Annotated in this window: 25 protein-coding genes and 1 other annotated feature; of the genes, 10 read left to right on the top strand and 15 right to left on the bottom strand. The window is 52.9% G+C overall.

Translation table 11 applies throughout. The features are described 5' to 3' along the window. Nucleotides 1–27 precede the first annotated feature (27 nt). The 7 genes from NR201_RS09005 (at nucleotide 28) to gndA (ending at nucleotide 6532) form a co-directional block, all read left to right on the top strand. On the top strand, nucleotides 28–1083 hold the full coding sequence (locus NR201_RS09005) for a WavE lipopolysaccharide synthesis family protein (protein ID WP_256849681.1): 1056 nt from the start codon (nucleotides 28–30) through the stop codon (nucleotides 1081–1083). Further along, complete coding sequence (locus tag NR201_RS09010) at nucleotides 1083–1901, top strand: ABC transporter permease (RefSeq protein WP_256849682.1); 819 nt, start codon at nucleotides 1083–1085, stop codon at nucleotides 1899–1901. Before NR201_RS09005 ends, NR201_RS09010 begins: the two co-directional genes overlap by 1 nt. Continuing rightward, nucleotides 1898–2623 carry an ABC transporter ATP-binding protein gene (locus tag NR201_RS09015; RefSeq protein WP_187510649.1) on the top strand — a complete coding sequence of 242 codons (726 nt, stop codon included), beginning with the start codon at nucleotides 1898–1900 and terminating at the stop codon, nucleotides 2621–2623. The genes NR201_RS09010 and NR201_RS09015 overlap by 4 nt, the downstream gene beginning before the upstream one ends. A 12-nt stretch (nucleotides 2624–2635) precedes the next feature. Beyond that, nucleotides 2636–3277 carry a hypothetical protein gene (locus tag NR201_RS09020; protein WP_033758384.1) on the top strand — a complete coding sequence of 214 codons (642 nt, stop codon included), beginning with the start codon at nucleotides 2636–2638 and terminating at the stop codon, nucleotides 3275–3277. Further along, on the top strand, nucleotides 3267–3902 hold the full coding sequence (locus tag NR201_RS09025) for an HAD family phosphatase (protein ID WP_033758382.1): 636 nt from the start codon (nucleotides 3267–3269) through the stop codon (nucleotides 3900–3902). The genes NR201_RS09020 and NR201_RS09025 overlap by 11 nt, the downstream gene beginning before the upstream one ends. Nucleotides 3903–3906: 4 nt before the next feature. Continuing rightward, entirely contained in the window at nucleotides 3907–4968 is a 1062-nt protein-coding gene (locus NR201_RS09030; protein WP_033788289.1) for a nuclear transport factor 2 family protein, read from the top strand. Between the two features lie 154 nt (nucleotides 4969–5122). After that, nucleotides 5123–6532 (top strand): NADP-dependent phosphogluconate dehydrogenase, encoded by a 1410-nt coding sequence (gndA, locus tag NR201_RS09035; RefSeq protein ID WP_256849683.1) that lies wholly within the window; start codon nucleotides 5123–5125, stop codon nucleotides 6530–6532. A gap of 35 nt (nucleotides 6533–6567) precedes the next feature. Here gndA and NR201_RS09040 read toward each other — a convergent pair whose 3' ends face one another. From NR201_RS09040 to hisL, 12 genes are all read right to left on the bottom strand, one after another. After that, nucleotides 6568–7866, bottom strand: coding sequence for a succinylglutamate desuccinylase/aspartoacylase family protein (locus NR201_RS09040; RefSeq protein WP_033758378.1), 1299 nt, complete (start codon nucleotides 7864–7866; stop codon nucleotides 6568–6570). A 106-nt stretch (nucleotides 7867–7972) separates the two neighbouring features. Then, the gene (locus tag NR201_RS09045) at nucleotides 7973–8764 is read right to left on the bottom strand and encodes an ABC transporter substrate-binding protein (protein ID WP_172608005.1); all 792 of its coding nucleotides are present in this window, start codon (nucleotides 8762–8764) and stop codon (nucleotides 7973–7975) included. A 66-nt stretch (nucleotides 8765–8830) separates the two neighbouring features. Further along, nucleotides 8831–9307, bottom strand: a complete 477-nt coding sequence (locus tag NR201_RS09050) for a YbaK/prolyl-tRNA synthetase associated domain-containing protein (RefSeq protein ID WP_089414013.1) — start codon at nucleotides 9305–9307, stop codon at nucleotides 8831–8833. Between the two features lie 114 nt (nucleotides 9308–9421). Next, nucleotides 9422–10033: a bifunctional phosphoribosyl-AMP cyclohydrolase/phosphoribosyl-ATP diphosphatase HisIE gene (gene hisIE, locus NR201_RS09055; RefSeq protein WP_010670963.1), complete on the bottom strand. Its 612-nt coding sequence runs from the start codon at nucleotides 10031–10033 to the stop codon at nucleotides 9422–9424. Beyond that, nucleotides 10027–10803: an imidazole glycerol phosphate synthase subunit HisF gene (hisF, locus tag NR201_RS09060; RefSeq protein ID WP_061703780.1), complete on the bottom strand. Its 777-nt coding sequence runs from the start codon at nucleotides 10801–10803 to the stop codon at nucleotides 10027–10029. Before hisF ends, hisIE begins: the two co-directional genes overlap by 7 nt. After that, a complete protein-coding gene (hisA, locus tag NR201_RS09065; protein ID WP_010248066.1) occupies nucleotides 10785–11522 on the bottom strand; it encodes a 1-(5-phosphoribosyl)-5-[(5-phosphoribosylamino)methylideneamino]imidazole-4-carboxamide isomerase in 738 nt (245 codons plus the stop codon). Before hisA ends, hisF begins: the two co-directional genes overlap by 19 nt. Then, nucleotides 11522–12112: an imidazole glycerol phosphate synthase subunit HisH gene (hisH, locus tag NR201_RS09070; RefSeq protein WP_157352565.1), complete on the bottom strand. Its 591-nt coding sequence runs from the start codon at nucleotides 12110–12112 to the stop codon at nucleotides 11522–11524. Before hisH ends, hisA begins: the two co-directional genes overlap by 1 nt. Then, complete coding sequence (gene hisB / locus NR201_RS09075) at nucleotides 12112–13179, bottom strand: bifunctional histidinol-phosphatase/imidazoleglycerol-phosphate dehydratase HisB (RefSeq protein ID WP_010670960.1); 1068 nt, start codon at nucleotides 13177–13179, stop codon at nucleotides 12112–12114. Before hisB ends, hisH begins: the two co-directional genes overlap by 1 nt. Then, nucleotides 13176–14252, bottom strand: a complete 1077-nt coding sequence (gene hisC, locus NR201_RS09080) for a histidinol-phosphate transaminase (RefSeq protein ID WP_010248060.1) — start codon at nucleotides 14250–14252, stop codon at nucleotides 13176–13178. The genes hisB and hisC overlap by 4 nt, the downstream gene beginning before the upstream one ends. Beyond that, complete coding sequence (gene hisD, locus NR201_RS09085) at nucleotides 14249–15553, bottom strand: histidinol dehydrogenase (protein WP_172608007.1); 1305 nt, start codon at nucleotides 15551–15553, stop codon at nucleotides 14249–14251. The genes hisC and hisD overlap by 4 nt, the downstream gene beginning before the upstream one ends. A gap of 3 nt (nucleotides 15554–15556) precedes the next feature. Next, nucleotides 15557–16456, bottom strand: coding sequence for an ATP phosphoribosyltransferase (hisG, locus tag NR201_RS09090; RefSeq protein WP_004571317.1), 900 nt, complete (start codon nucleotides 16454–16456; stop codon nucleotides 15557–15559). A 48-nt stretch (nucleotides 16457–16504) separates the two neighbouring features. Further along, nucleotides 16505–16625: a sequence feature (His leader region), on the bottom strand. Beyond that, nucleotides 16601–16648 carry a his operon leader peptide gene (gene hisL / locus NR201_RS09095; RefSeq protein WP_100396937.1) on the bottom strand — a complete coding sequence of 16 codons (48 nt, stop codon included), beginning with the start codon at nucleotides 16646–16648 and terminating at the stop codon, nucleotides 16601–16603. (Overlaps the previous feature by 25 nt.) A gap of 179 nt (nucleotides 16649–16827) precedes the next feature. On the opposite strand from hisL, the gene NR201_RS09100 reads away from it, so the two are divergent. Next, nucleotides 16828–17655 carry an SDR family oxidoreductase gene (locus NR201_RS09100; protein WP_033788300.1) on the top strand — a complete coding sequence of 276 codons (828 nt, stop codon included), beginning with the start codon at nucleotides 16828–16830 and terminating at the stop codon, nucleotides 17653–17655. A 168-nt stretch (nucleotides 17656–17823) separates the two neighbouring features. Here NR201_RS09100 and NR201_RS09105 read toward each other — a convergent pair whose 3' ends face one another. Genes NR201_RS09105 through puuD form a run of 3 tightly spaced genes read right to left on the bottom strand, consistent with a single transcriptional unit; the run spans nucleotide 17824 to nucleotide 20438 of the window. Further along, nucleotides 17824–19101: an FAD-binding oxidoreductase gene (locus NR201_RS09105; RefSeq protein WP_111534022.1), complete on the bottom strand. Its 1278-nt coding sequence runs from the start codon at nucleotides 19099–19101 to the stop codon at nucleotides 17824–17826. Nucleotides 19102–19120: 19 nt separating this feature from the next. After that, on the bottom strand, nucleotides 19121–19678 hold the full coding sequence (gene puuR, locus NR201_RS09110; protein WP_010670955.1) for an HTH-type transcriptional regulator PuuR: 558 nt from the start codon (nucleotides 19676–19678) through the stop codon (nucleotides 19121–19123). Further along, nucleotides 19671–20438, bottom strand: coding sequence for a gamma-glutamyl-gamma-aminobutyrate hydrolase (gene puuD, locus NR201_RS09115; protein WP_172608008.1), 768 nt, complete (start codon nucleotides 20436–20438; stop codon nucleotides 19671–19673). Before puuD ends, puuR begins: the two co-directional genes overlap by 8 nt. A gap of 201 nt (nucleotides 20439–20639) precedes the next feature. On the opposite strand from puuD, the gene NR201_RS09120 reads away from it, so the two are divergent. Together NR201_RS09120 and NR201_RS09125 are read left to right on the top strand one after the other, a co-directional pair. Next, nucleotides 20640–22058, top strand: a complete 1419-nt coding sequence (locus NR201_RS09120) for a glutamine synthetase family protein (RefSeq protein ID WP_029519623.1) — start codon at nucleotides 20640–20642, stop codon at nucleotides 22056–22058. 405 nt (nucleotides 22059–22463) lie between these two features. Then, nucleotides 22464–23822, top strand: coding sequence for an APC family permease (locus tag NR201_RS09125; protein ID WP_010248042.1), 1359 nt, complete (start codon nucleotides 22464–22466; stop codon nucleotides 23820–23822). Nucleotides 23823–23853: the final 31 nt, after the last annotated feature.

A 23853-nucleotide genomic window follows, 5' to 3' on the forward strand; every position in this document is an offset into this window, starting at 1 on the left:
AGACATGAAATCAAAGTAACGTGGACAATGCATCCTGATAACCTGATCTCACAGAGTGAAATTTCCATCATCATTCAGGGGGGGATTTTAAATTCCTCACGTGAATTAGATAGTGACTTTCTTTTTAATCTAAAACTGACTTTAAAAAGTTTTCCAGAATCTGAGATCATCGTATCAACATGGAAGACAGATGGTGTCATTGAAGACAATCTGAGAAGCACGTATCCAGGCATTAAATTCATATTTAATGAAGATGTCGGGTCAATATCTAAAAATGTTGATGGTGTGAACGTCGTAAGTAATGTAAACAGAATGCTTGTATCAAGCCTTAGCGGTCTTCGACATTCTTCCAAAAAGTACTCGGTAAAAATAAGGACAGATTCGTATTTATACAATGATAACATCCTCTTGTATCTCAACGATTACTTTTTGAATAATAAATTTCTTAATATAGATTCTGTTATTCGTCAGAATGATTATTCGGTTTTTAGTCGTCACTTAATTAATTGTAATTTGTTTGCCCGAAACCCTTATAGCCAGCTACCGTTCTTGTATCATCCTGGCGATATTTTAGTAGCAGGTTTAACGAAAGATGTTGAACGTTTTTTTGATATTCCCCTGGCGGATGAGAATATCTTTCAGCATTGTAAAAGTATGATGAACGCATGCTATATGAAGTTCGTACCAGAACAGTACGTATGGGTCAAAAATTTAGAACGTTCAATTAAAAACTTCACATTCTCAGGCAATTTTTCAAGGGGTAAGGGTGAAGTTGAGCGTTCTGAGCGGTTTTATATAAATAACTTCTTGCCATTGGACTCAGCTAGCCTGGGATTCGTTTGGCGTAAACATAAAGAAGTCTATTTCAATAAAGGCTGGTCTAGCCTTTATCAATCTTTTGATTGGATAGATCTTTATTCAAAGTACATAAGCAAAGAAAAATGCTCACGTCCATTAATATGGTATGTTAGAGCGCTGCAAATAACGGTCATGAAGATTTATTTCTTTTTCAGAACTCAGCTGCTTAAACTACCGTATGTTCGTAAAGTTGCTTATCGTTTATTTGTCAAGAGAGGAAGTTAATGAAAGGTTTTGTATCTACTCCGCAAAGCAGGACGACTTTAGCGGAAGTATTAGACTCAAAAAACCTAATCAAAGAGTTTATTAGACGAGATTTCAATGTTCGCTATAAACAAACTAGTTTAGGGATTTTATGGGCAATTATTAATCCCGGTGTGAATATTCTTTTGTATCTCTTTGTGTTCGGACTTTTGGTAAAAGTACCAACACCAGAATATAATGCTCCTTATGCGGCTGTTTTGATTTCTGGAATTCTTTTCTGGAATTTATTTGCGACAAGTATGATGGCTGCAAGTGATGCAATAATAAACAATATGCATCTTTTAACTAAGGTGTATTTTCCAAGAATTTCACTTTGTATAGCAAGCGTCTTTGTTGCTTTTATCGATTTCGTGATTGCTTTCGTTGTATTTATTCCTTTAGCTATTTTTTATGGGGTGCATTTCGATTTTTCCCGCATCTTCTTTTTAATTCCATGCATAGTTATCACACTCATGCTTGGCTGTGGCGTTGGTTGTTTTATGGCAATTTTAAAACTACGATTCCGTGACCTACGTCATGTACTACCTTTGGCTACTCAGGCATTATTCTTTGCTTCTCCTGTAGTCTATACTCTTACAATAGTGCCAAAGGAATTTCATCAATATTATTCTTTTAATCCTATGACCGGTATTGTGGCTCTTTCTCGCTGGGCTTTGCTGGGTGGTAATAGCATTGATGTCACAACCTTATTATACAGTTTTATTACTGCCATTGTTTTAGTCATCTTTGGTGTGTACTACTTTATCAAAAATGATAGATTAATTGCGGATTACGAATGATTACCTTTGAATCTGTTACACGCGAATTTAGTGTTGGTAATTACCAACATAGTACTTTAAAAGAGCTATTTTCGTTTCAGAAGAAACGAACTCAACCGGGAAAAATATATCGTGCTGTAGACGATGTTTCATTTTCTATTACACCAGGACAGGCAGTCGGTGTGCTGGGAAGAAACGGTGCAGGGAAGTCTACTCTTCTTAAACTCCTGACAAGAATTATTGCACCAAGCTCTGGGAAAATAACGGTCGATGGATCAATTTCTTGCCTTCTTGAAGTTGGTGCAGGGTTTCATCATGAGCTGTCAGGGTACGAGAATATATTTTTAAGCGGTTCAATCCTTGGCATGAGCCGCAAAGAAATTGAAACTAAAATTGAAAGTATCATTGAGTTTGCTGAAGTCAGAGATTTTATTTACGAACCGGTGAAGTATTATTCATCCGGTATGTATGTCAGACTTGCCTTCTCAATAGGCGTACATCTGGATTCAGAAATACTGGTAATTGACGAAGCATTGGCCGTTGGCGATGCGAATTTCCAGGCGAAATGTCTTAATAAGATAAATCAAGTCAAAGAGAGCGGTAAAACAATTTTCTTTGTAAGCCATAATGTTAATCAGGTTGAAAGCATTTGTGATGCCTGCCTTGTTATGGAAAAAGGCCAGCTCATTTATCAAGGCGATACCAGTGAAGCTGTAGAAATATACAACCAGTTAATTAAGTAAAGAAGGTTAAAAATGATAGTTATCTCACATCGAGGCTACTGGAAATCTTTACAGGAAAAAAACACTGAATCAGCTTTCATCAGGTCGTTTCAGCTTGATCTTGGTACTGAAACTGACTTGCGTGACTACATGGGTGAAATCGTAATCAGTCATGATATTCCTGATGCATCCTGCTTAACCTTTCAACAGATGCTTGAGTTATACAAGACGCATACTAAATCTGCTCCGCCGCTGGCGTTAAATGTTAAAGCTGATGGCTTACAAGAGAAAGTTAAACAGACGCTTGAATCAATGCAAATCAGTAACTACTTCTTTTTTGATATGGCTCTGCCAGATTCACTGGGTTATTTCAAATCTGGTTTGAAAGCCTTTGTCAGGTATAGCGAGTTTGAGAGTCTCAACGCACTTTATGATAATGCAGAGGGTGTCTGGCTAGACGGCTTTGCAAAAGATCTGGTAGATGAGGATTTAGTAAAAAAAATCCTTTCTGATGGTAAGAAAGTCTGCATTGTTTCTCCCGAACTGCATAAAAGAAATCATCTCGAAAGCTGGGCGAAATACAAGAAATTTAGTGATGATTTATTGTCCTCATCTGATTTAATCATTTGCACCGATTACCCTGAAGAATGCATGGAGTTTTTTAATGGCTACTAATATTAAAGCTGTTATTTTCGATATGGACGGTGTTCTTATTGATGCCAAAGATTGGCACTACGAGGCATTGAATGCGGCACTGGACCTGTTTGGGCTGACGATTTCAAGACAAGAGCATTTGACGACTTACGATGGCTTGCCTACTAAAGATAAGCTTATCATGTTGAGCAAAGATAAGGGTTTATCAACCAATCTCCATGGTTTCATTAATGAAATGAAACAGCAATACACAATGGAAATCGTTAATAACAAATGTAAGCCAATGTTCCATCACGAATATGCGCTTTCTATGCTAAAAAAAGATGGCTACAAAATGGCTGTTGCTTCAAATTCAATCAAGAACTCGATTGAAGTTATGATGGAACGAGCACATCTTTCTCAATATCTTGAATTTTACGTTTCAAATCAGGATGTTGTTAAAGGTAAACCTGATCCTGAAATGTATAATAAAGCCATCTCTATGCTGGGTTTAAAGCCTGCTGACTGTGTCATTGTTGAAGATAATGAAAATGGAATCAAGGCAGCTAAAGCAAGCGGTGCACATGTATTAGAAGTTGAAACCGTTTATGATGTTAATTATGCAAATATAAAACGGTTTATCTCCTTAGTTGAGAACGAGGGTTAATGGCATGCTGAATATTATAATCCCAATGAGTGGCGCCAGTCTTTACGAAACGAGTGCTGACTTCATTTACCCTAAGATTCTGACTGAAATTAATAATCGTACCTTACTTGAATATTCTCAGGATATTTTCGCCACCCTGACTGAAGAGCATAAAAGTCTTTTCATCGTTCCTGCTGATAAACTAACTAAGCTTGCTCTTGGCAACATCATTGAACTGATTTCGCCTAGCGCGGTGATCATTCCTTTGCAGGGGATGACCAAAGGTGCGGTTTGCAGCAGCATGATGGCGATTGATGAAATCAACCTTGACGAAGAACTGATTATTTCCTCAGCCGATCACTACATTAACGATGACCTGCAACAGGTTCTGGATTACTTCCGCAGTCTTGAAGCTGATGCGGGTGTGCTTACTTTTGAATCAGTACATCCTAAGTGGTCTTTTGCTAAAGCCAACGATGAAGGATTTGTTGTTCAGACTGCTGAAAAAAATGCGATAAGTCGTAATGCGATTGCTGGCCTTTATTACTTCAAAAAAGGCTCAGATTTTATCGAAGCGGCTAAAGAACTTATCCGTAAAGATAATTCCATTGATAATAATTTTTATCTCTCTTCATCTTTAAATGAAATGGTACTTAAGGGCAAAAAGATTGTAATGCGCCCTCTTGCTGATTCGGTTTATCATAATTTCTATGATGCACATGCAGTTAAAGCATTTGAAATGTCTCATGTTAATCCTTTGCCGCCGGTGAAAAAACTGACTGAGAAATATATTGCTGCATTCAATGCTAAGTCATTACATGATGTTGTAGACATGTTTGACCGCAATGCTACGCTTATTGATCCCGGTAATCATAAAATTGGACAGGAGAATATTCGTAGTATGTTAGTCCAACTCTTTAGTGAAACTAAACTGCTAGAGTTCAAAGCTTTGTCTGTTCTGGCCGAGCAAAATAGATCAGTCATTGAGTTTGAACTCAAGCTTGATGATAAATTGCTGAAGGGTGTCGATATTATCGACTGGAACAATAAAGGCCACATTGTAAAACTCAATGCTTATTTGTATTAGTTTGTCAGTTGGCATGCATCCATGTCCCTGTAATTATTAGTGATACTTAATAGCATCATTCTCTAACTGCTTGATGCTTACCTGGGTTAACATGTTTGCCACTTTTGTTCACAAACCTGTGTGTTTGTGAAGTGACCACAGACAGGAGTATGTAATGTCCAAGCAACAGATCGGCGTTGTAGGTATGGCAGTGATGGGCCGCAACTTGGCTCTTAACATTGAGAGCCGCGGTTACACTGTTTCTATCTTTAACCGTTCACGCGAAAAGACTGATGAAGTCATCGCCGAGAACCAGGGCAAGAAACTTGCTCCTTTTTACACCGTTGAAGAGTTTGTCGAATCGCTGGAAAAACCTCGTCGCATCCTGCTGATGGTTCAGGCGGGTGAAGCGACCGATAAGACAATCGCCTCCCTGACTCCACACCTGGATAAAGGCGACATCCTGATCGATGGCGGTAACACCTTCTATAAAGACACCATCCGTCGTAACAAAGAGCTTTCTGACCAGGGCTTCAACTTCATCGGTACCGGTGTTTCCGGTGGTGAAGAGGGCGCACTGAAAGGCCCATCTATCATGCCAGGCGGTCAGAAAGAAGCCTACGAGCTGGTTGCACCGATTCTGGATAAAATTGCTGCACGTGCAGAAGATGGCGAAGCCTGTGTGGCTTACATCGGTACGGACGGCGCGGGCCACTACGTGAAGATGGTTCACAACGGCATCGAGTATGGCGACATGCAGCTGATCGCTGAAGCCTATGCTCTGCTGAAAGGCGCGCTGGGTCTGAACAACGAAGAGCTGGCTGAGACCTTCACTGAGTGGAACAACGGCGAACTGAGCAGCTACCTGATCGACATCACCAAAGATATCTTCACCAAGAAAGACGAAGAAGGTAAATACCTGGTTGATGTGATTCTGGATGAAGCAGCGAACAAAGGCACCGGTAAATGGACCAGCCAGAGCTCACTGGATCTCGGCGAACCTCTGTCACTGATCACTGAGTCTGTGTTCGCTCGTTACCTCTCCTCGCTGAAAACCCAGCGTGTGGCAGCCTCTAAAGTACTGAGCGGTCCACAGGCGAAGGCCTTCACCGGTGACAAAGCGGAGTTCATTGAGAAAGTTCGTCGCGCTCTGTATCTGGGTAAAATCGTCTCTTATGCTCAGGGCTTCTCACAGCTGCGTGCCGCATCTGAAGAGAACAACTGGGATCTGCATTACGGTGAAATCGCGAAAATCTTCCGCGCCGGCTGCATCATCCGTGCCCAGTTCCTGCAGAAGATTACTGATGCTTACGCAGAAGATGCAGGCATCGCTAACCTGTTGCTGGCGCCGTACTTCAAAGATATCGCCGATCAGTATCAGCAGGCGCTGCGTGATGTGGTTTCCTACGCGATTCAGAACGGTATCCCGACGCCAACCTTCTCTGCGGCGATCGCTTACTACGACAGCTACCGTTCAGAAGTGCTCCCTGCTAACCTGATTCAGGCGCAGCGTGACTACTTCGGTGCGCATACCTATAAGCGCATTGATAAAGACGGTGTGTTCCACACCGAGTGGTTAGATTAATCACTAAAAAGGGCTTCCCTCGGGAAGCCCTTTTTTTATCCTACCAGTAAATCCCCGCTACGAATCTCTCGCTCACCTGCCAGCCTCACAACCAGCATGCCTGCCGTCGCAAACTTAGCCCAGTGTCTTGCATAGAGAATACCGCCATGTTCCGTTACCAGCGGGGTAATCTGGTCGGTTATCGGGTCAACAATCTCCGCCACCACTTCTCCCGGCCGAATCTTTGCGCCCAGCGGCTTACGATGCAGGATCAGTCCGGATACCGGCGAATGAATATATTCACAGCCCGCTAACGGCGTGGGTGGATTTTTCAGGGCAGGGGAGGCCGCCGCCGATCCTTCGCTGTGACGCTCTTTGATGACGCCAGCTTCTCCAGGTGCTTCAGCGATATCTGGCACGTTTAAACCAATCGGCCCGTCATTGATTGCCACGATATCGTCACCGCCCGCGCTCGCCGGAACCAGCTCATCGCCGCCAATCACGGGTGCCGCCACCTCCACGGAAATCGCAGGCTCGCTGTAGCCGATATAACCGCCTTCCTGTAGCGCTGAAATAATCGCCTCCGCGTCTTTCTCCGCCTGTTCAGGCGACACATCACGCACGCCACGCAACTCCAGCGTCACAGGCAGCAATCCCCGTGGCATCGGATAATCTTTGCCAAACCGTTCCGCCAGCGTCAGCCAGGGTTCGCAACAGGCTTCATCAAACGGCTCACCGCCAGAGATCTGCGCCAGCAGCTGCACCTCGCTGCCTAACCAGCGCGCCAGCGGTTCAATGTCCGGCCAGGCGTGCGGCGTGGTGTACAGGTGCGGCACGGCTTCCCAGTCACAGTGCAGGTCAATCATCAGATCGGCCTGACTGGCCATCCGCATCAGCGTGTGGCGTTGCGCATCCAGCTCGGTTTTTGGCACGGTATCACGATAGTGGCGATCAATCGCCTCGCGGATCAGGCTTTTATTCTGCGTTTCACTCTGGGTCAGACTCTCAGCCAGCCCGGCCGCCAGGGTTGCGCCCAGTGACGGGAAACGGCGGTTGAAGTCCTGGCCAGAGAGTGTATGGAATCGGCCTAGATGGGTGCCATGCCAGTGCTGTCCCAGCGCAAGGGGATTAGCAACCGGCACCAGGGTAAAGGCGGCTTTAAGTTGACCGGCGGACTCCAGCGCCTGTAGTCGCTGCTTTAAAAACCACGCCACTGCCATACCGGGCAGTTCGTCGCCATGCAGCGCAGCCTGAATGTAGACCTGACGCTCGTTGTCTTCCGCGAAATGGAAACTGATGATTTCACGCTGGGTGCCTAAAGAGGCGCTTAACAGTGGATGATGTTGTTGATGCATACCGTGTTAATGTCCTTTAATCGGCAAAGGACGACAGCGCGCCGTCCCGAAATAGTTAGAGTATAGTGCCGGATCGCGGTGAGGATGAAAAAGGGCGACCGCGAGGTTAAGGCTGGATAGAGATATCCGTGGCGAAGTAGCGCTTCTGAATCTGGTCAAAGGTGCCATTCTTTTTGATTTCGATGAAGGCGTTATCCAGTGCGGTTTTCAGCTCGGTATCGCCTTTACGCAGGCCAATCGCCGTGCCGGGGCCGATGATCGGATCCTGTATAATCGGGCCAGCCAGTTCAAAATCTTTGCCCTGCGGATGCTTCAGGAAGCCGATGGCAGCCTGTGCCGCATCGGTGAATACCGCATCCAGTCGGCCTGAAACCAGATCGCTTTCAACCTGTGCCTGATCGCCATAAGGCACCACGGTCACACCGTGAGGCTGCCATTTCGCCAGCGCATAGCGCTCCTGAACCGTTCCCTGTTCTACGCCGACCGTTTTTCCTTTCAGGGATTCAGCGGTGGGCAATATGCCAGCACCTTTACGGGCAATCAGCTGAGTGTGGGTGTCATAGAGCGGCGCGGTGAAATCAATCTGCTTCAGGCGCTCTTCGGTAATGCCCATGTCGGAGAGAATGGCATCAAATTTACGCGCTTTAAGGGCCGGGATCATGCCGTCAAACTGGCTTTCAACCCAGACACATTTTGCCTGCATCTGAGTACAAAGCGCATTGCCCAGATCAATATCAAAGCCGACCAGCTTGCCCTGTGGCGTTTTCGATTCGAAGGGTGGATAGGTCGGATCGACCGCGAAACGCACCTGTTCGATTTTTGCCTGCGCGCCAAAAGCGCAGCCTGCCATAACCGCCACAGCCAGCGTCTGACGCAGGCGTTGAGTGAAAATGTTCATGATTTTGCTCTTATTCTGTCGTGATGAGTGATTATGCAGAGTATCGCCGGGCTGCCGGGATGGCAATTACTGCGTAATCTTCACCACGTCAGCCGCGCATAACGCGCGATAATCTTTGGTATTCAGGATCACTGAACGTTCCAGCAGACCAGCGTTAAAGGCGATCTCCGGATAACGTTCAAACAGCGCGGGGTCAACAATCAGTCTGAGGTCGGGATGAAAGCTGAACGGCGGAATCGCCCCGAATACGCAGCCGGTCAGCAGATCGGTTTCCGCCGGACTGGCGAGTGAGGCGCGTCTTCCTCCGACTGCTGCCGCGACTTTGCCCAGATCGGCCTGATGATCGGCAGGTAAAACCGCCAGTACATGCTGTTTAACGCCGTTGCCTTTCACATGACAGACCAGCGCTTTAGCACCCTGGCCGATTTCGGTGCCGCGTATCGCCGCGACCGCTTCACATTTACCGGTCGCCTCATGCTCCATCAGGCGATAGCGTGCCTGGTGCTGGTCGAGCAGGGCGATTAATTTCTCATGGGTGGTCACGGTTCTCTCCCTGAGGTTTGAGTTGCCGTCATTGTGCCGGATGGACGAGAGGAATGAGCTGAAGACTGCTCAGAATTCGCATAAAAACGAAATTCTGAGCAGCATATTGCACAGTTACTTATGGCGGTCACGCAGGTTGTTGATCACGGCGCGGAAGTCGAGATCCTGATCCTGCAACAGCACCATCAGGTGATAGACCAGGTCAGAAGCTTCGTTGGTGAGTTCATCCCGATCGTTGACCGTGGCGGCCAGTGCGGTTTCAACGCCTTCTTCACCCACTTTCTGCGCGATGCGTTTGGTGCCGCTGGCGTAGAGTCGTGCGGTGTAGGAGCTTTCAGGATCGGCGGTTTTGCGCGAAGCCAGCAACTGCTCAAGCTGATAGAGAAACGTCCACTCAGGGACCGCCGGTGAGAAGCAACTGGTGGTGCCCAGATGGCAGGTCGGGCCAATAGGATCCGCCAGCACTAACAGGGTGTCATTGTCGCAGTCAGGCGTGATGCTCACGACCTGCAAAAAGTTGCCGGAGGTTTCGCCTTTGGTCCACAAGCGATTTTTGGTGCGGGAGAAAAAGGTGACCTTGCTTTCTGCCAGCGTTTTCTCCAGCGCGGCCGGGTTCATGTAGCCATGCATCAGTACTTCGCCTGAGACGAAGTGCTGGACAATGACCGGCATCATGCCCTGTGTTTTATCCCAGTCGAGAAGGGCCTGTTGTTGTTCAGTTAGCACGCGCGAATCTCCACTCCGTTGTCGATCAGAAAGCTCTTCAGCTCACCAATATTAATAATCTGCTTATGGAATACCGAGGCGGCTAAAGCACCATCCACGTTAGCTTCAGTAAACGCATCCAGGAAGTGCTGCATGGTGCCTGCACCGCCAGAGGCGATCAGGGGGACGTTGCAGACTTCACGCATTTTCTTCAGCTGCACCAGGTCATAGCCGTTACGCACGCCATCCTGATTCATCATGTTCAGCACGATCTCGCCTGCGCCCAGCCTCTGCACTTCCTGCACCCACTCCAGCGTTTCCCACTGCGTCACGCGGGTGCGCGCTTCGTCGCCGGTATACTGATTCACCTGATATTTACCGCTGGCTTCATCAAACCAGGTATCGATTCCGACCACAATACACTGCACGCCAAAACGGTCCGCGAGGCGGGTGATCAGCGTGGGGTCGGCCAGCGCCGGCGAGTTAATCGAAATCTTATCTGCGCCAAACTCCAGAATGCGCGCTGCGTCTTCCGGGGTTTTAATGCCGCCCGCGACGCAGAACGGGATATCGATTACTTCCGCAACCCGCGAGACCCAGCTTTTGTCGACGACCCGGCCATCGGATGAGGCGGTGATATCATAGAACACCAGCTCGTCGGCACCTTCGGCGGCATAGCGCTGCGCCAGCGGCACGATGTCGCCGATGATTTCGTGATTGCGAAACTGTACGCCTTTGACCACCTGGCCGTCACGTACGTCCAGGCAGGGAATTATCCGTTTTGCCAGCATGCGATCGCCTCCGAAACAGTGAATTTATCTTCCAGCAGCGCACGTCCGACAATCACGCCCTGAACGCCGCTGCCGCGCAGGGCGGCGATATCATTGAGGTCGCCAATGCCACCCGAGGACTGGAAAGCAATCGTCGGAAAGCGCGCCGCCACTTCCTGATAGAGCGCAACATTGGAGCCGCTCAGGGTGCCGTCGCGAGAAATGTCGGTGCACAGCACGTGCTTCAGGCCCACCTGCTGAAAGTCGGTAATCACCTCTTCCAGCGTGACACCCGCCGCTTCCTGCCAGCCACTGATTGCCACTTCTTTACGGTTACTGGCATCAATGCGCACATCTAACGCAAGCACAATCGCCTCTGCGCCAAATTCCGCAAACCACCGTTTTACCTCTTCAGGCTGTTTCACCGCCGTGGAACCAACCACCACACGACTCGCTCCGGCTTCAAGCAGCGCATGAACATCGTCACGGCTGCGAATGCCGCCACCGACCTGCACCGTCACATCAACGCCATCCAGCAGGGTTTTCAATAGCGCGATCTGGCGTTTCGCCGGATCTTTCGCGCCGGTTAAATCCACCAGATGCAGCACGGTCGCGCCCTGGCGAACGTAATCCTGCAGACGTGGCAGCGGATCGCTGCCGTAATCGCGCTGCTGTCCATAATCGCCCTGATGCAGACGAACCACTTTGCCGTCAATTAAATCTAACGCGGGGATAATCATTACATCTCCAGGAAGTTTTTCAGCAGCTGCGCGCCCGCTTTGCCCGAGCGTTCCGGGTGGAACTGGACGCCAAAGAAGTTATCTTTCTGCACCGCGGCGGTGAAAGCTTCACCGTAGTGACACTGTGCGATGGTGCTGGCGTTGACCGGCATGGCATAGCTGTGGACGAAGTAGAAATAGCAGCCTTCGTCGATGCCACGGAACAGATGATTGCCCGCCTGCGCGGTAATCTGGTTCCAGCCCATGTGTGGCAGCGGCAGGCCGTGCGTGTCCATTAACGACACCGGCTCATCGATAATCCCCAGCGTCGGCACGCCGCCGTTTTCATCGCTGCCTCGACCCAGCAGCTGCATACCCAGGCAGATCCCCAGCACCGGCTGGGTACAGGCTTTGACCAGATCGATCAGGTCACGCTCTTCCAGCTGATTCATTGCCGCCTGCGCGGTGCCTACGCCGGGCAGAAACAGTTTATCGGCACGCAGCACCACATCGGGGTCGCGGCTCACTTCCGGGGAGTAACCCAGACGTTCAATCGCCCATTTCACCGACGACAGGTTGGCGCAACCGGTATCCATGATCACCACGTTCATCACAGCACTCCCTTCGAGCTTGGCAGCGTATTGCCCTCAACGCGGATCGCCTGACGCAGCGTACGGCCAAAGGCTTTAAACAGGCTCTCGACGCGGTGATGGTCATTCTTGCCTTTGGTTTTAAGATGCAGGGTGCTCATCATGGCGTAGGAGAGTGAGCTGAAGAAGTGCTCGACCATCTCGGTGCTGAGGTCGCCCACGCGCTGATAGTTGAACTCCGCTTTGAACTCGATGTGCGGACGGCCGGAGATATCCAGCGCGCAGCGCGCCAGACATTCATCCATCGGCAGCACAAAACCGAAACGGCCAATGCCACGCTTGTCGCCCAGCGCCTTCAGCAGCGCTTCGCCCAGTGCCAGACCGGTATCTTCCACCGTGTGGTGATCGTCAATATAGAGATCGCCTTTCACTTCGATATTCATGCGGAACCCGCCGTGCACGGCGATCTGGTCCAGCATGTGGTCGAAGAAACCCACGCCGGTATTAATCTTGCTGCCGCCTTCGCGATCCAGCCACAGTTCTACCCGCACCTGTGTCTCTTTGGTGTTGCGCTGCACCAGCGCATGGCGGTCACGCTGGGTCAGACGCTGCTGGATAGTCTGCCAGTTCTGGCCGTCAGCACCGTAGCGGATAGGCTGGATGCCCATGTTCTCCGCCAGCTGAACATCGGTCAGGCGATCGCCAATCACGTAGCTGTTGGCGGTATCCAGCGCGCCTTCGGCCAGCCAGGCTTCCACCATTCGGGTTTTCGGCTTGCGACAGTCGCAGTGATCGTCCGGCATGTGCGGGCAGATCAGCACATCGTCAAACGCAATGCCCTGCGAGGTCAGGATCTGCATCATCAGATTGTGCGGGCCATCGAAATCGGCCTGCGGGAAACCCGGGGTGCCAAGACCATCCTGGTTAGTGATCATGACCAGGCGATAACCGGCGGCCTGCAGCGCCAGCAGCGCCGGGATAACGTCTGGCTCAAACGCCAGCTTATCCATGCGGTCCACCTGATAATCTTCAGGCGGCTCAGAGATTAACGTACCGTCGCGGTCAATAAAAAGGGTCTTCTGGCTCATGCTTGCTCCACAGAAAAGGCTTGCAGCGCGGCGATCACTCGTTCGCACTCTTCACGCGTGCCGATGGAGATGCGCAGGCATCCCGACAGGCCCGGATTTTTGTTCTGATCACGCAGGATAATGCCCTGATCCCATAAGGTTTTGAAGACTTTTGGTGAATCGGTAAAGCGCGCCAGCACATAGTTGGTTTCACTGGAGAAAACCTGCTCAACGCAGGCCAGCTGAGCCAGTTCAGCCTGCAGCCAGCTACGGTTCTCATTCAGCTGTGCCACATGCTCACGCATCAGCGCAATCCCCTGGTCGCTCAGCGCCTGACCGGCGACATCGGCCACCGGTGTGGCCAGCGGGTAGGGCGCGATGACCTTCATCAGCAGGTCGATGACCGGCTTATTCGCCAGCGCAAAGCCGCAACGCAGGCCAGCCAGCGCAAAAGCTTTAGAAAGCGTACGCAGGATCACCAGATGCGGATAATCCTTCAGCCAGCCGGTCAGGGTCGCCTGCGGGCAGAACTCAATGTAGGCTTCATCTGCGACTACCAGCGCTTTACCGGCGGTCATTGCCAGCAGCTGACGGATGTCGTCCTGATTGATCAGGTTGCCGGTCGGGTTGTTCGGGCTGCAGAGGTAAACCACTTTGACGCCATCCAGCTGCTCTGCAATAGCAGGCAGGTTCAGCTGCCAGTCGGTCAGGGCCGGGACGGTGCGGTATTCAATGCCGATGGTTTCGGCGCTGACGCTGTACATGCCATAGGTCGGTGGACAGAACAGAATCGCATCCTGACCCGGCTCACAGAAGGCACGCATGATCAGTTCGATGGCTTCATCCGCGCCACGGCTCACCAGCACCTGCTCCGGCGTTAAGCCTGCATAAGCAGCGTAGCGCTCAATCACCAGTTTAGGCTGACATTCCGGATAGCGGTTCAGCGTCTGCTGCGACAGCTCAAACGGCACCGGCAGCGGAAACTCGTTGGCATTGAGCCAGACATCTCCGTTGCCACCCAGACGACGCGCCGACATATAGGGCGTCAGGGCGCGCACATTGGCGCGCGCCAGCTGCTCAATATCCTGACTCATGCTTGCTCCTTCAGTGCGGCAACGCGCAGGGTGACGGCATTCTTATGGGCATCCAGCTGCTCGGCGGCGGCCAGGGTTTCAATGGTGGCGGCCAGGTTCAGGAAGCCCTGCGGCGTCAGCTCCTGCACCGTCATGCGTTTCTGGAAATCGGCCAGGCCCAGGCTGGAACAGGTCGAAGTGTAACCGTAGGTCGGTAACACGTGATTGGTGCCAGAGGCGTAATCGCCCGCGGACTCCGGCGACCAGTCGCCTAAAAATACCGAACCGGCGCTGGTGATCGACTCCACCAGATCGCGCGGCTGACGCGTCTGCAGAATCAGGTGCTCCGGGCCGTAGAGATTAGAGATCGCGACACACTGCTCAAGGTCACGCGCCACGATCAGGCGGCTGCTTTCCAGCGCCTGACGCGCTGTGGCAGCCCGCGGCAACTGCGCCAGCTGCTGCTCAACCGCGACCGCGACCGCCTCGGCCAGCTTAAATGAAGGCGTCAGCAGAATGACCTGCGAGTCGGGCCCATGCTCTGCCTGTGAGAGTAAATCAGACGCGACAAACGCGGGCGTGGCGCCTTCATCCGCAATCACCAGCACTTCAGAAGGACCCGCTGGCATATCAATCGCCGCGCCATCGAGTCGCTGACTTACCTGACGTTTCGCTTCTGTCACCCAGGCGTTGCCCGGGCCAAAAATCTTATCCACGCGTGGCACGGTTTCGGTGCCGAAGGCCATCGCGGCGATGGCCTGCGCGCCGCCCACCTGGAACACCTCTTCTACTCCGCACAGCTGGGCGGCATACAGGATCTCATCGGCAATCGGCGGCGGCGAACAGAGCACCACGCGGCCACAGCCAGCGATACGGGCCGGGGTCGCCAGCATCAGCACGGTGGAGAAGAGCGGGGCGGAACCACCAGGAATATAGAGTCCGACCGATTTTACCGGACGGGTAATCTGCTGGCAGCGTACGCCTGGCTGGGTTTCCACATCCACTGGCGGCAGGATCTGCGCGTTGTGGAAGGTTTCGATATTGCCCACCGCGACAGCCATCGCCTGCTTCAGCTCGTCACTCAGACGTAAGCTGGCCTCTGCGATTTGTTGCGCGGTAACACGCAGGTTATCCACCTGCGCTTTGTCGAAGCGGGCGCTGAACTGGCGCAGGGCGTCATCACCGTTCAGCTTTACCTGCTCCAGCACATCGCGCACCGTCAGCGTCACGTTTTCAGAGGCGGCGATAGCAGGACGTAACAGCAGCGCCTGCTGCTGTTCGGGGGTGCACTGCTGCCATTCAATCGGGGTAGAAAAGGCCATGGCTTACTCCATCATCTTCTCAATAGGCAGCACCAGAATCGAACTGGCACCCAGCGCTTTCAGTTTTTCCATGGTTTCCCAGAACAGGGTTTCGCTGCTGACCATGTGCATCGCCACGCGGCTGACATCGCCTGCCAGCGGCAGCACGGTCGGGCGCTCTGCGCCAGGCAGCAGGCTGATCACTTCTTCCAGGCGCTCACTTGGCGCGTGCAGCATGATGTACTTCGATTCACGCGCTTTAATCACGCCCTGAATACGGGTCATCATTTTGTCGATCAGCTCCTGCTTGGCGGCAGGCATCTCGCCGTCACGCTGGATCAGCACCGCTTTTGAACGATAGATTACTTCAACTTCGCGCAGGCCATTGGCTTCCAGCGTAGCACCGGTAGAGACCAGGTCGCAGATGGCATCAGCCAGACCGGCACGGGTCGCCACTTCTACGGAACCGTTCAGTAAACAGGTCTTAAAGCTGACGCCTTTTTTGTCGAGGTATTGTTTTAACAGGTGCGGATAGGAGGTGGCGATACGGGATTTATCCAGGCATTCCGGGCCGGTGTACTCGGCATCTGTCGCCATCGCCAGTGACAGACGGCAACCGCCGAAGTCCAGGCGGCGCAGCGTAAAGTAGCGCGGATCTTCACCCTGGGCACGGCGCGACAGCAGCTCTTCTTCCAGTACGTTCTCGCCGATGATGCCTAAATCGACCACACCATCCATCACCAGGCCAGGAATATCGTCATCGCGCACACGCAGGATGTCGATCGGCATGTTCTCCGCAAACGCAATCAGGCGCTGTTGCTGAAGGTTGATTTTAACGCCGCAGCGCGCCAGCAGTTCGCGTGAATCATCACTTAAACGGCCAGATTTCTGCATAGCTATGCGTAAACGGGTGTTATCTAACATGGTTCCTGTCCTCTTAATTAGGTCCTGAATGTGTGGTTACGTCAGCCCATAAAAAAACCCCCGGAAGACGATCTTCCGGGGGTTCTCTTGCGTTCACACCACTGGAAGATCTTGAAAGTCTTCCAGCACCAATCGCCTGAAAGACTAGTCAGGATGATGGTGGTGATGATGGTTGAACTGAACGCGTGTCATAATAATCTCGTCGATGAATGAGTATTCATTTGTGGGGTTTAACCTAGCGAAGATGGCTGCGCTTGGCAACACTTTTTTAAACGGGCGGTTCGGAAAGCGCTGAAACAGGTTGTTCTGGTTTGCAATCAGGGGGCAAACTACGGTGAAGTCAGGGTTGATGTTTCACGTCAGGAGTCAAAATGAAGAAGGTCGCGATTGTGGGACTGGGCTGGTTGGGTATGCCGCTGGCCACGGCGTTAACGGCGCGAGGCTGGCAGGTCACCGGCAGCAAAACCACGCCAGACGGTATAGACGCGGCACGCCGCTGCGGCATTGAGGCGTTCCAGCTGGAACTGACGCCGGAACTGCTCTGTGATGCCGCCGATATTGAGCCGCTATTCAACGTCGATGCGCTGATCGTTACACTGCCCGCCAGCCGCACTGCGGAAGGGGGCGAAGCCTATCTGCAGGCGGTGCAGAATGTGGTCGATACGGCGCTGGTTTATAAGGTACCGCGCATTATCTTTACCAGTTCCACCTCAGTCTATGGCAGCAGCGCCGGCGCTAAGCGGGAAAACAGCCCGCTGGACGCAGAAACGGTGGCCGGAAAGACGCTGGTTAAACTGGAGAACTGGCTGCACGATCTGCCAGGCACCAGCGTAGATATTGTGCGGCTGGCCGGTCTGGTCGGGCCAAAGCGCCATCCGGGACGCTTCCTCGCCGGCAAGCAGGATGTGGCCAATGGCTCGCAGGGCGTGAATCTGGTGCATCTGGATGATGTGGTGGAGGCGATCACGCTGCTATTGCAGTCGCCCAAAGGGGGACGGGTCTACAATCTGTGTGCCTCGAAACATCCCTCGCGTGACACCTTCTATCCTGCGGTCACGCACCAGCTTGGGCTGCAGCCGCCGCAGTTCGCACCCGAGCCGGAAAAGAATAGCGGCAAGCTGATTGATGGTTCCCGCATCTGTAGCGAACTCGGTTTTGAGTACCGCTATGACGACCCGATTAAAATGCCGCTGGAGTGATACGCAGATGGCGCTGTTGCGGGGGCTGAGTGCTCCCGCTCTGATAGGTGAAAGTTCTGCTCTTCCTGTAGTTACAACATACTATAACAGTTTAAACAACAGGGCAGAATGTGCCCCGCTGAAAGACCTGTTTTCATCAGGCCAGACAGCCAGGTCTGGACCTCAGCCTCACACCCCTAACCGATCCCTCAACGCATACCACACTGCGCCCATCGCCGTCAGCGGCACCTTAAATCGTCGCCCACCGGGAAACGGCAGGTGAGGCAGGCGGGCGAAGGCATCAAAACGCTCGGCGTCGCCGCGTAACACTTCGCTGATCAGCTTGCCGGAAAGATGCGTACTGGTTACGCCATGACCGCTGTCACCCTGCATAAAATAGACATTCTTCTCCAGTCGGCCAAACTGCGGCATGCGCGACAGCGTCAGGAGGAAATTGCCGCTCCAGCTGAAGTCCAGCTTCACGTTCTGCAACTGCGGGAAAGTGCGGCGCAGCTTGGGCCGGATCAACGCTTCAATATCGGCCGGTTCCCGTGCGCCATAAACCACGCCGCCGCCATAGAGCAGCCGGTTATCCGCGGTCAGACGGAAGTAATCCAGCAGATAGTTACAATCTTCCACACAGTAGTTGTTCGGCATCAGCGACAACGCCTGGTCGGTTGACAGCGGTTCGGTTGCCACAATCTGCGATCCGCACGGCATGCTTTTCCTGCTCAGTCGCGGTTCCAGCTGCGGGGCCAGATAGGCATTCCCGGCGAAGATCACAAAGGTCGCGCTGACCTCGCCCTGGGCGGTTTTTACCCGGTTTGGTGTGCCATAAACCACACTGGTCGCCGCGGACTGTTCATAGATGCGTCCGCCATGTCGACGGATCGCCTCCGCTTCCCCCAGCGCCAGGTTCAGCGGATGCAGATGGCCGCCGCGCCGATCCAGCAGCCCGCCAACGTAGCGTTCGGTGGCGACTTCACGGCGGATGGCTCGCTCATCCAGTAGTTCCAGATCATGATTCCCATACTGCTGCCATAACGCTTTCTGTTTTCGCAGATGCGCCATCTGACGTGCATTCAGGGCCGCAAAAACGCCGCCAGGCCGGTAATCGCAGTCGATCGCGTACCGCTTAATGCGATCGCGGATGATTTCAGCGCCTTCAAACATCATGCTGCCCAGCATACGGGCGCTCTCTTTACCGTAGCGCTGTTCAATCACATCCACGTCGCGGCTGTAGGAGTTCACCACCTGACCGCCGTTACGCCCGCTGGCCCCAAAGCCGACCCGCGCCGCTTCCAGCACGACAACGTCATAGCCCACCTCGGTCAGATGCAGCGCCGCCGAAAGACCGGTGAAACCGCCGCCAATAATGCAGACATCACACTGAATGCTCTCCTGTAATGTCGGCCAGGGCACATGCGGATTGGCGGTCGCTGCGTAATAACTCTCCACGTAATTCATAACAATCTCCGGAATGCGCCTAAAAGTTGGCTGGCGTATGGGCACTGACAATGCGGCAGGGGATTTCAGCACGGTTGGTGAAACTGTGTGGTAAGCCCGTATCAATGACGTAGCTCTCTCCGGCGGAGAGATGATAGTGCTCTCCGTTGATGACCAGCGTAATCTCGCCTTCCAGCAGCGTGCCGGTCTCTTCGCCCGGATGACGCAGCTTCTCGCCGGTGCTGGCACCGGGTTGATAAGTTTCCAGCAGCATGCCCAGCGTGCGCTGTGCACGGCCATTGTCGATAAGCTTCAGCGAAACCCCCTGACTGCCAATCTCCAGCAGGTCGCTGGCGCGGACAATGACCTTAGGTTCCGCGTCCGGTTTGGGTTCCGAGAAGAACTCTGACAGCGAGAGCCCATAGACTTTCAGCAGCTTCTGCAGGGTGCTGACCGCCGGGCTGACCTTATCCTGCTCAATGGTGCTGATGGCGCTGTGGGTCAGTCCGGCCAGTTCGGCGACACGGCGTTGCGACAGCCCCAGTGTCTGCCGGATCTGCGCCAGCCGTCGTCCCGGCGCCAGCGTGGCATCACTCATTTTCTTTTTCCTTGTGATAACGAATGGCGGCCTGAATAAAGCCGCTGAAGAGCGCCTGCGATCCCGCTGTGTGTTCCGGCTGCCACTCGGGATGCCACTGCACCGCCAGGGCGAAGGGATGATGGCGCAGACTCACCGCCTCAATCAGGCCATCCGGCGCGCGCGCTTCAACGCGCAACTGCGGGCCCGGTTCGCGTACCCCCTGATGATGCAGTGAATTGACCGCCAGCGGACTGTTGCTGTCCAGCAGCGTCGCCAGCAGGCCGTCGGGTTCGATAGTGATGGGATGCGCCTGAGCATACTGCTGGTCCAGCGGCAGAGTCTCATCTTCATGGTGACGCTGAAACGACGGCTGCCCGCTGAGCTCCCGCCACAGCGCGCCACCATTCGCCACCACCAGCTCCTGCAGCCCACGGCAGATCCCGAACATCGGCATCTTGTGGCTGGTGGCCCAGGTGATCAGCTGAAAGGCGAGATGGTCACGGCCCGGATCGGCATGCGGCTCTTCGCCCGCCTCGCCATAATGCCAGGGTTCGATATTGCTGGGGCTGCCGGTCAGCAGCAGGCCATCCAGAACAGCCATAGCGTTTTCTAATAGATGAGGCGCATTCATCAGACTGTGGGGCAGGGCCAGCGGTACGCCACCCGCAAGGACAACCGCATCGGTATACTTATTGTGAACCGTCTGGCTCGGATGGCCGCCCAGATCCTTCTGGCACATCACTACGCCAATCAACGGCTTGTCAAAAATAATGCCCATCTCACGTCCTCGCATCGCTGTTCGAAATATCTACCGAAAGGGCACGTCTGGCGGTTAAGTGTGCAATATTTTTTCAATCTAGCAATCTGCTGTTTGTTCTTCAAACAAATTTGTTACATTTGCACACTTTTTATGTTGGCGCTATGTTAGTGGTGTGGCTGTTATTTTGAGCATTACGCAAACCTAATAGGGGCGGGTGAGATCATGACTAACCTGGTAGAAGTGGAAGACTTCACGCTTCACAGTGAAGAGAAACGAACCAGCGCGTTCCAGCTTGAGGTGAAAACCTGGCTGGAGCGCCATCCTGACACGCAGTATGTCGACATCCTGTTAAATGATTTAAATGGTGTGTTCCGCGGCAAGCGTATTCCGGTCTCTGCGCTGCCTAAGCTGGAAAAAGGGTGTTATTTCCCCGCCTCGGTGTTCGCCATGGATATCCTCGGCAACACAGTAGAAGAAGCGGGACTCGGCCAGTCACTGGGCGAACCCGATAATCTCTGCCTGCCCGTCACCGGTACTTTAGTTCCCTCCGCGTCTGACCCTCAGCACATTGCGCAACTGCTGTTAACCATGTGCAACCAAGATGGCACTCCCTTTGACGTTGAACCCCGAAATGTCCTTAACCGGCTGTGGCAACAGCTGCGTAACCGAGGTCTGTTCCCGGTGGTAGCGGTAGAGCTGGAGTTCTATCTGGTGGACAAAAAGCGCGATGCGGAAGGCTTTATCCAGCCGCCGTGTTCGCCCGGCAGTGATGAACGCAATATGCAGAGCCAGGTCTACTCGGTAGATAACCTCGATCATTTCGCCGATGTGCTGCGTGACATCGACGATCTGGCCCGTCAGCAGGACATCCCGGCCGATGGTGCGCTGGCGGAAGCCTCGCCCGGACAGTTTGAAATTAACCTGCATCATACCCGCGACGTGCTGCGGGCCTGTGACCATGCGGTGCAGCTGAAACGCCTGATTCGTCAGGTGGCAGAAAATCACGGTATGACCGCCACGTTTATGGCGAAGCCCTATGAGGAGTACGCGGGCAGCGGCATGCATGTGCATATCAGCATGCTGGATGCCGCCGATCACAACGCCTTCGCCTGCGATGACGGCAGTGATTCGCCGCTGATGAAACGGGCGCTGGCCGGGATGATCGATCTGATGCCCGCCTCAATGGCGCTGCTGGCACCCAATGTGAATGCCTATCGCCGTTTTGTTCCGGACGCCTATGTGCCGTTGCAGGCATCGTGGGGCCATAACAACCGGACCGTTGCGCTGCGGGTGCCGTGCGGGGATATCGACAATCATCGTATTGAGTACCGGGTTGCGGGCGCGGATGCTAATCCCTACCTGGTGGTGTCGGCTATTCTTGCCGGGATGCTGCATGGGCTGGATACCCAGTTGCCGTTGCCCCATCCGGTCACCGGCAACGGTCACCATGCCGAGGGTCTGGCACTGCCGATCCGCCAGAGCGATGCGCTGTATGAGTTTGACAACAGCTATCCGCTGCAGAAGTTACTGGGCGAACGCTTTGCCAGTGTCTGGCACAGCTGTAAGCATCATGAACTGATGCAGTTTGAACGGCTGATTACGTCTACCGAGATCGACTGGATGCTGAAAAATGCCTGACAGGTTTTTTTAGCTGTCACCTGACGCGCTTTTTTTTGCATAAGATGCCCCGATGGCTTGTATTCCTGCCACGGGTTAGGGCAGAATACGCGGCCTGCAAAATCAGATGATAACCGACGCTTACCGCGCCGGTTATTTTTTTGCATCCAGTTTTATTAGAGCGTTTTTTGCTGACTTAACCGAGGCCGGGCACGCACCCGGATAGATAAACACTGAAAACACGCATAAGCGTGAGATTGAGGATTACAAAGATGGGGATGTTTTACACTCTGCCAGCCAACGCTGGTACGCGTTTTCGTGATGACTACGGCGCCGCGTTAACCGCTAACCTTACTCCCTGTCGCTTAATGCGCAGTTGCCCTGTGACCCAGCCCAGCCAGGTTGTCGCACATGGGGGACTGAAGCATGTCGCTTAATACCTCCGCCGCACCGCAGCGTGCGCAACTCAAAAAAACACTCACGTTACTTCCGGTCGTCATGATGGGCTTAGCCTACATGCAGCCTATGACCCTGTTCGATACCTTTGGCATCGTTTCCGGGCTGACCGAAGGTCACGTCGCCACCGCTTATGCTTTCGCGCTGATTGCGATTCTGTTCACTGCCGTGAGTTACGGTAAGCTGGTACGCCGCTTCCCCTCTGCGGGCTCCGCTTATACCTACGCTCAGAAGGCGATCAGTCCGCACGTCGGCTTTATGGTCGGCTGGTCATCACTGCTGGACTACCTGTTCATGCCGATGATCAACATCCTGCTGGCTAAAAACTATTTCGAATCGCTGGTGCCGGGCATTCCGTCGTGGATTTTTGTGGTGTTGCTGGTCGGGTTTATGACGCTCTCTAACCTCAAGGGCATCAAAACCGTCGCCAACTTCAACAGTGTGATTGTGGTGCTACAGGTGGTGGTCATGGTCGGGATTACCGCGATGGTAATCTACGGTGTGGCAAGCGGCGTGGGTTCCGGCACGCTGGTGAGCAGCCGTCCATTCTGGTCTGAGAATGCGCATGTGGTGCCGATGATTACCGGTGCGACGATACTCTGCTTCTCGTTCCTCGGCTTTGATGGCATCAGTTCGCTGTCGGAAGAGACCAAAGATGCAGAACGCACCATTCCGCGCGCTATTTTCCTGACCGCGCTGATTGGTGGGGTGATCTTTATCGCGGCATCTTACTTCCTGCAGCTCTACTTCCCGGACATCACACGCTTCCAGCATCCGGACTCATCGCAGCCTGAAATCATGCTGTTCGTGGCCGGTAAAGCGTTGCAGGTCGGCATCCTGATCTTCTCGGTGGTCACGGTGCTGGCATCCGGTATGGCGGCGCACGCTGGCGTCTCGCGTCTGATGTATGTGATGGGCCGTGATGGTGTGTTCCCGGAGCGTTTCTTCGGTTACATCCATCCGAAATGGCGGACCCCGTCGCTCAACGTGCTGCTGGTGGGTGCGATTGCGCTGATGGCGATTAACTTCGACCTGGTGACTGCAACCGCGCTGATTAACTTTGGTGCGCTGGTGGCGTTTACCTTCGTTAACCTGTCGGTGATTGCGCAGTTCTGGGTCCGTGAGAAGCGTAACCGCACGCTGAAAGATCACGTTCAGTATCTGCTGCTGCCGCTGCTTGGCGCGCTGACGGTGGGTGCGCTGTGGGTGAACCTGGAAGAGAGTTCTATGGAGCTGGGCCTGATCTGGGCCGCCATCGGGATTATCTACCTGGCATTCGTAACCCGCAGCTTCCGTAATCCGGTGCCGCAGTTCAGCGAAGAAGTTTAATCACGCTCACGTTGCCGCCTTCCCGGTTCAG

Origin of the sequence: Pantoea sp. Fr-CA_6 (assembly GCF_024520895.1) — a bacterium.
GTDB classification, from domain to species: domain Bacteria; phylum Pseudomonadota; class Gammaproteobacteria; order Enterobacterales; family Enterobacteriaceae; genus Pantoea; species Pantoea agglomerans.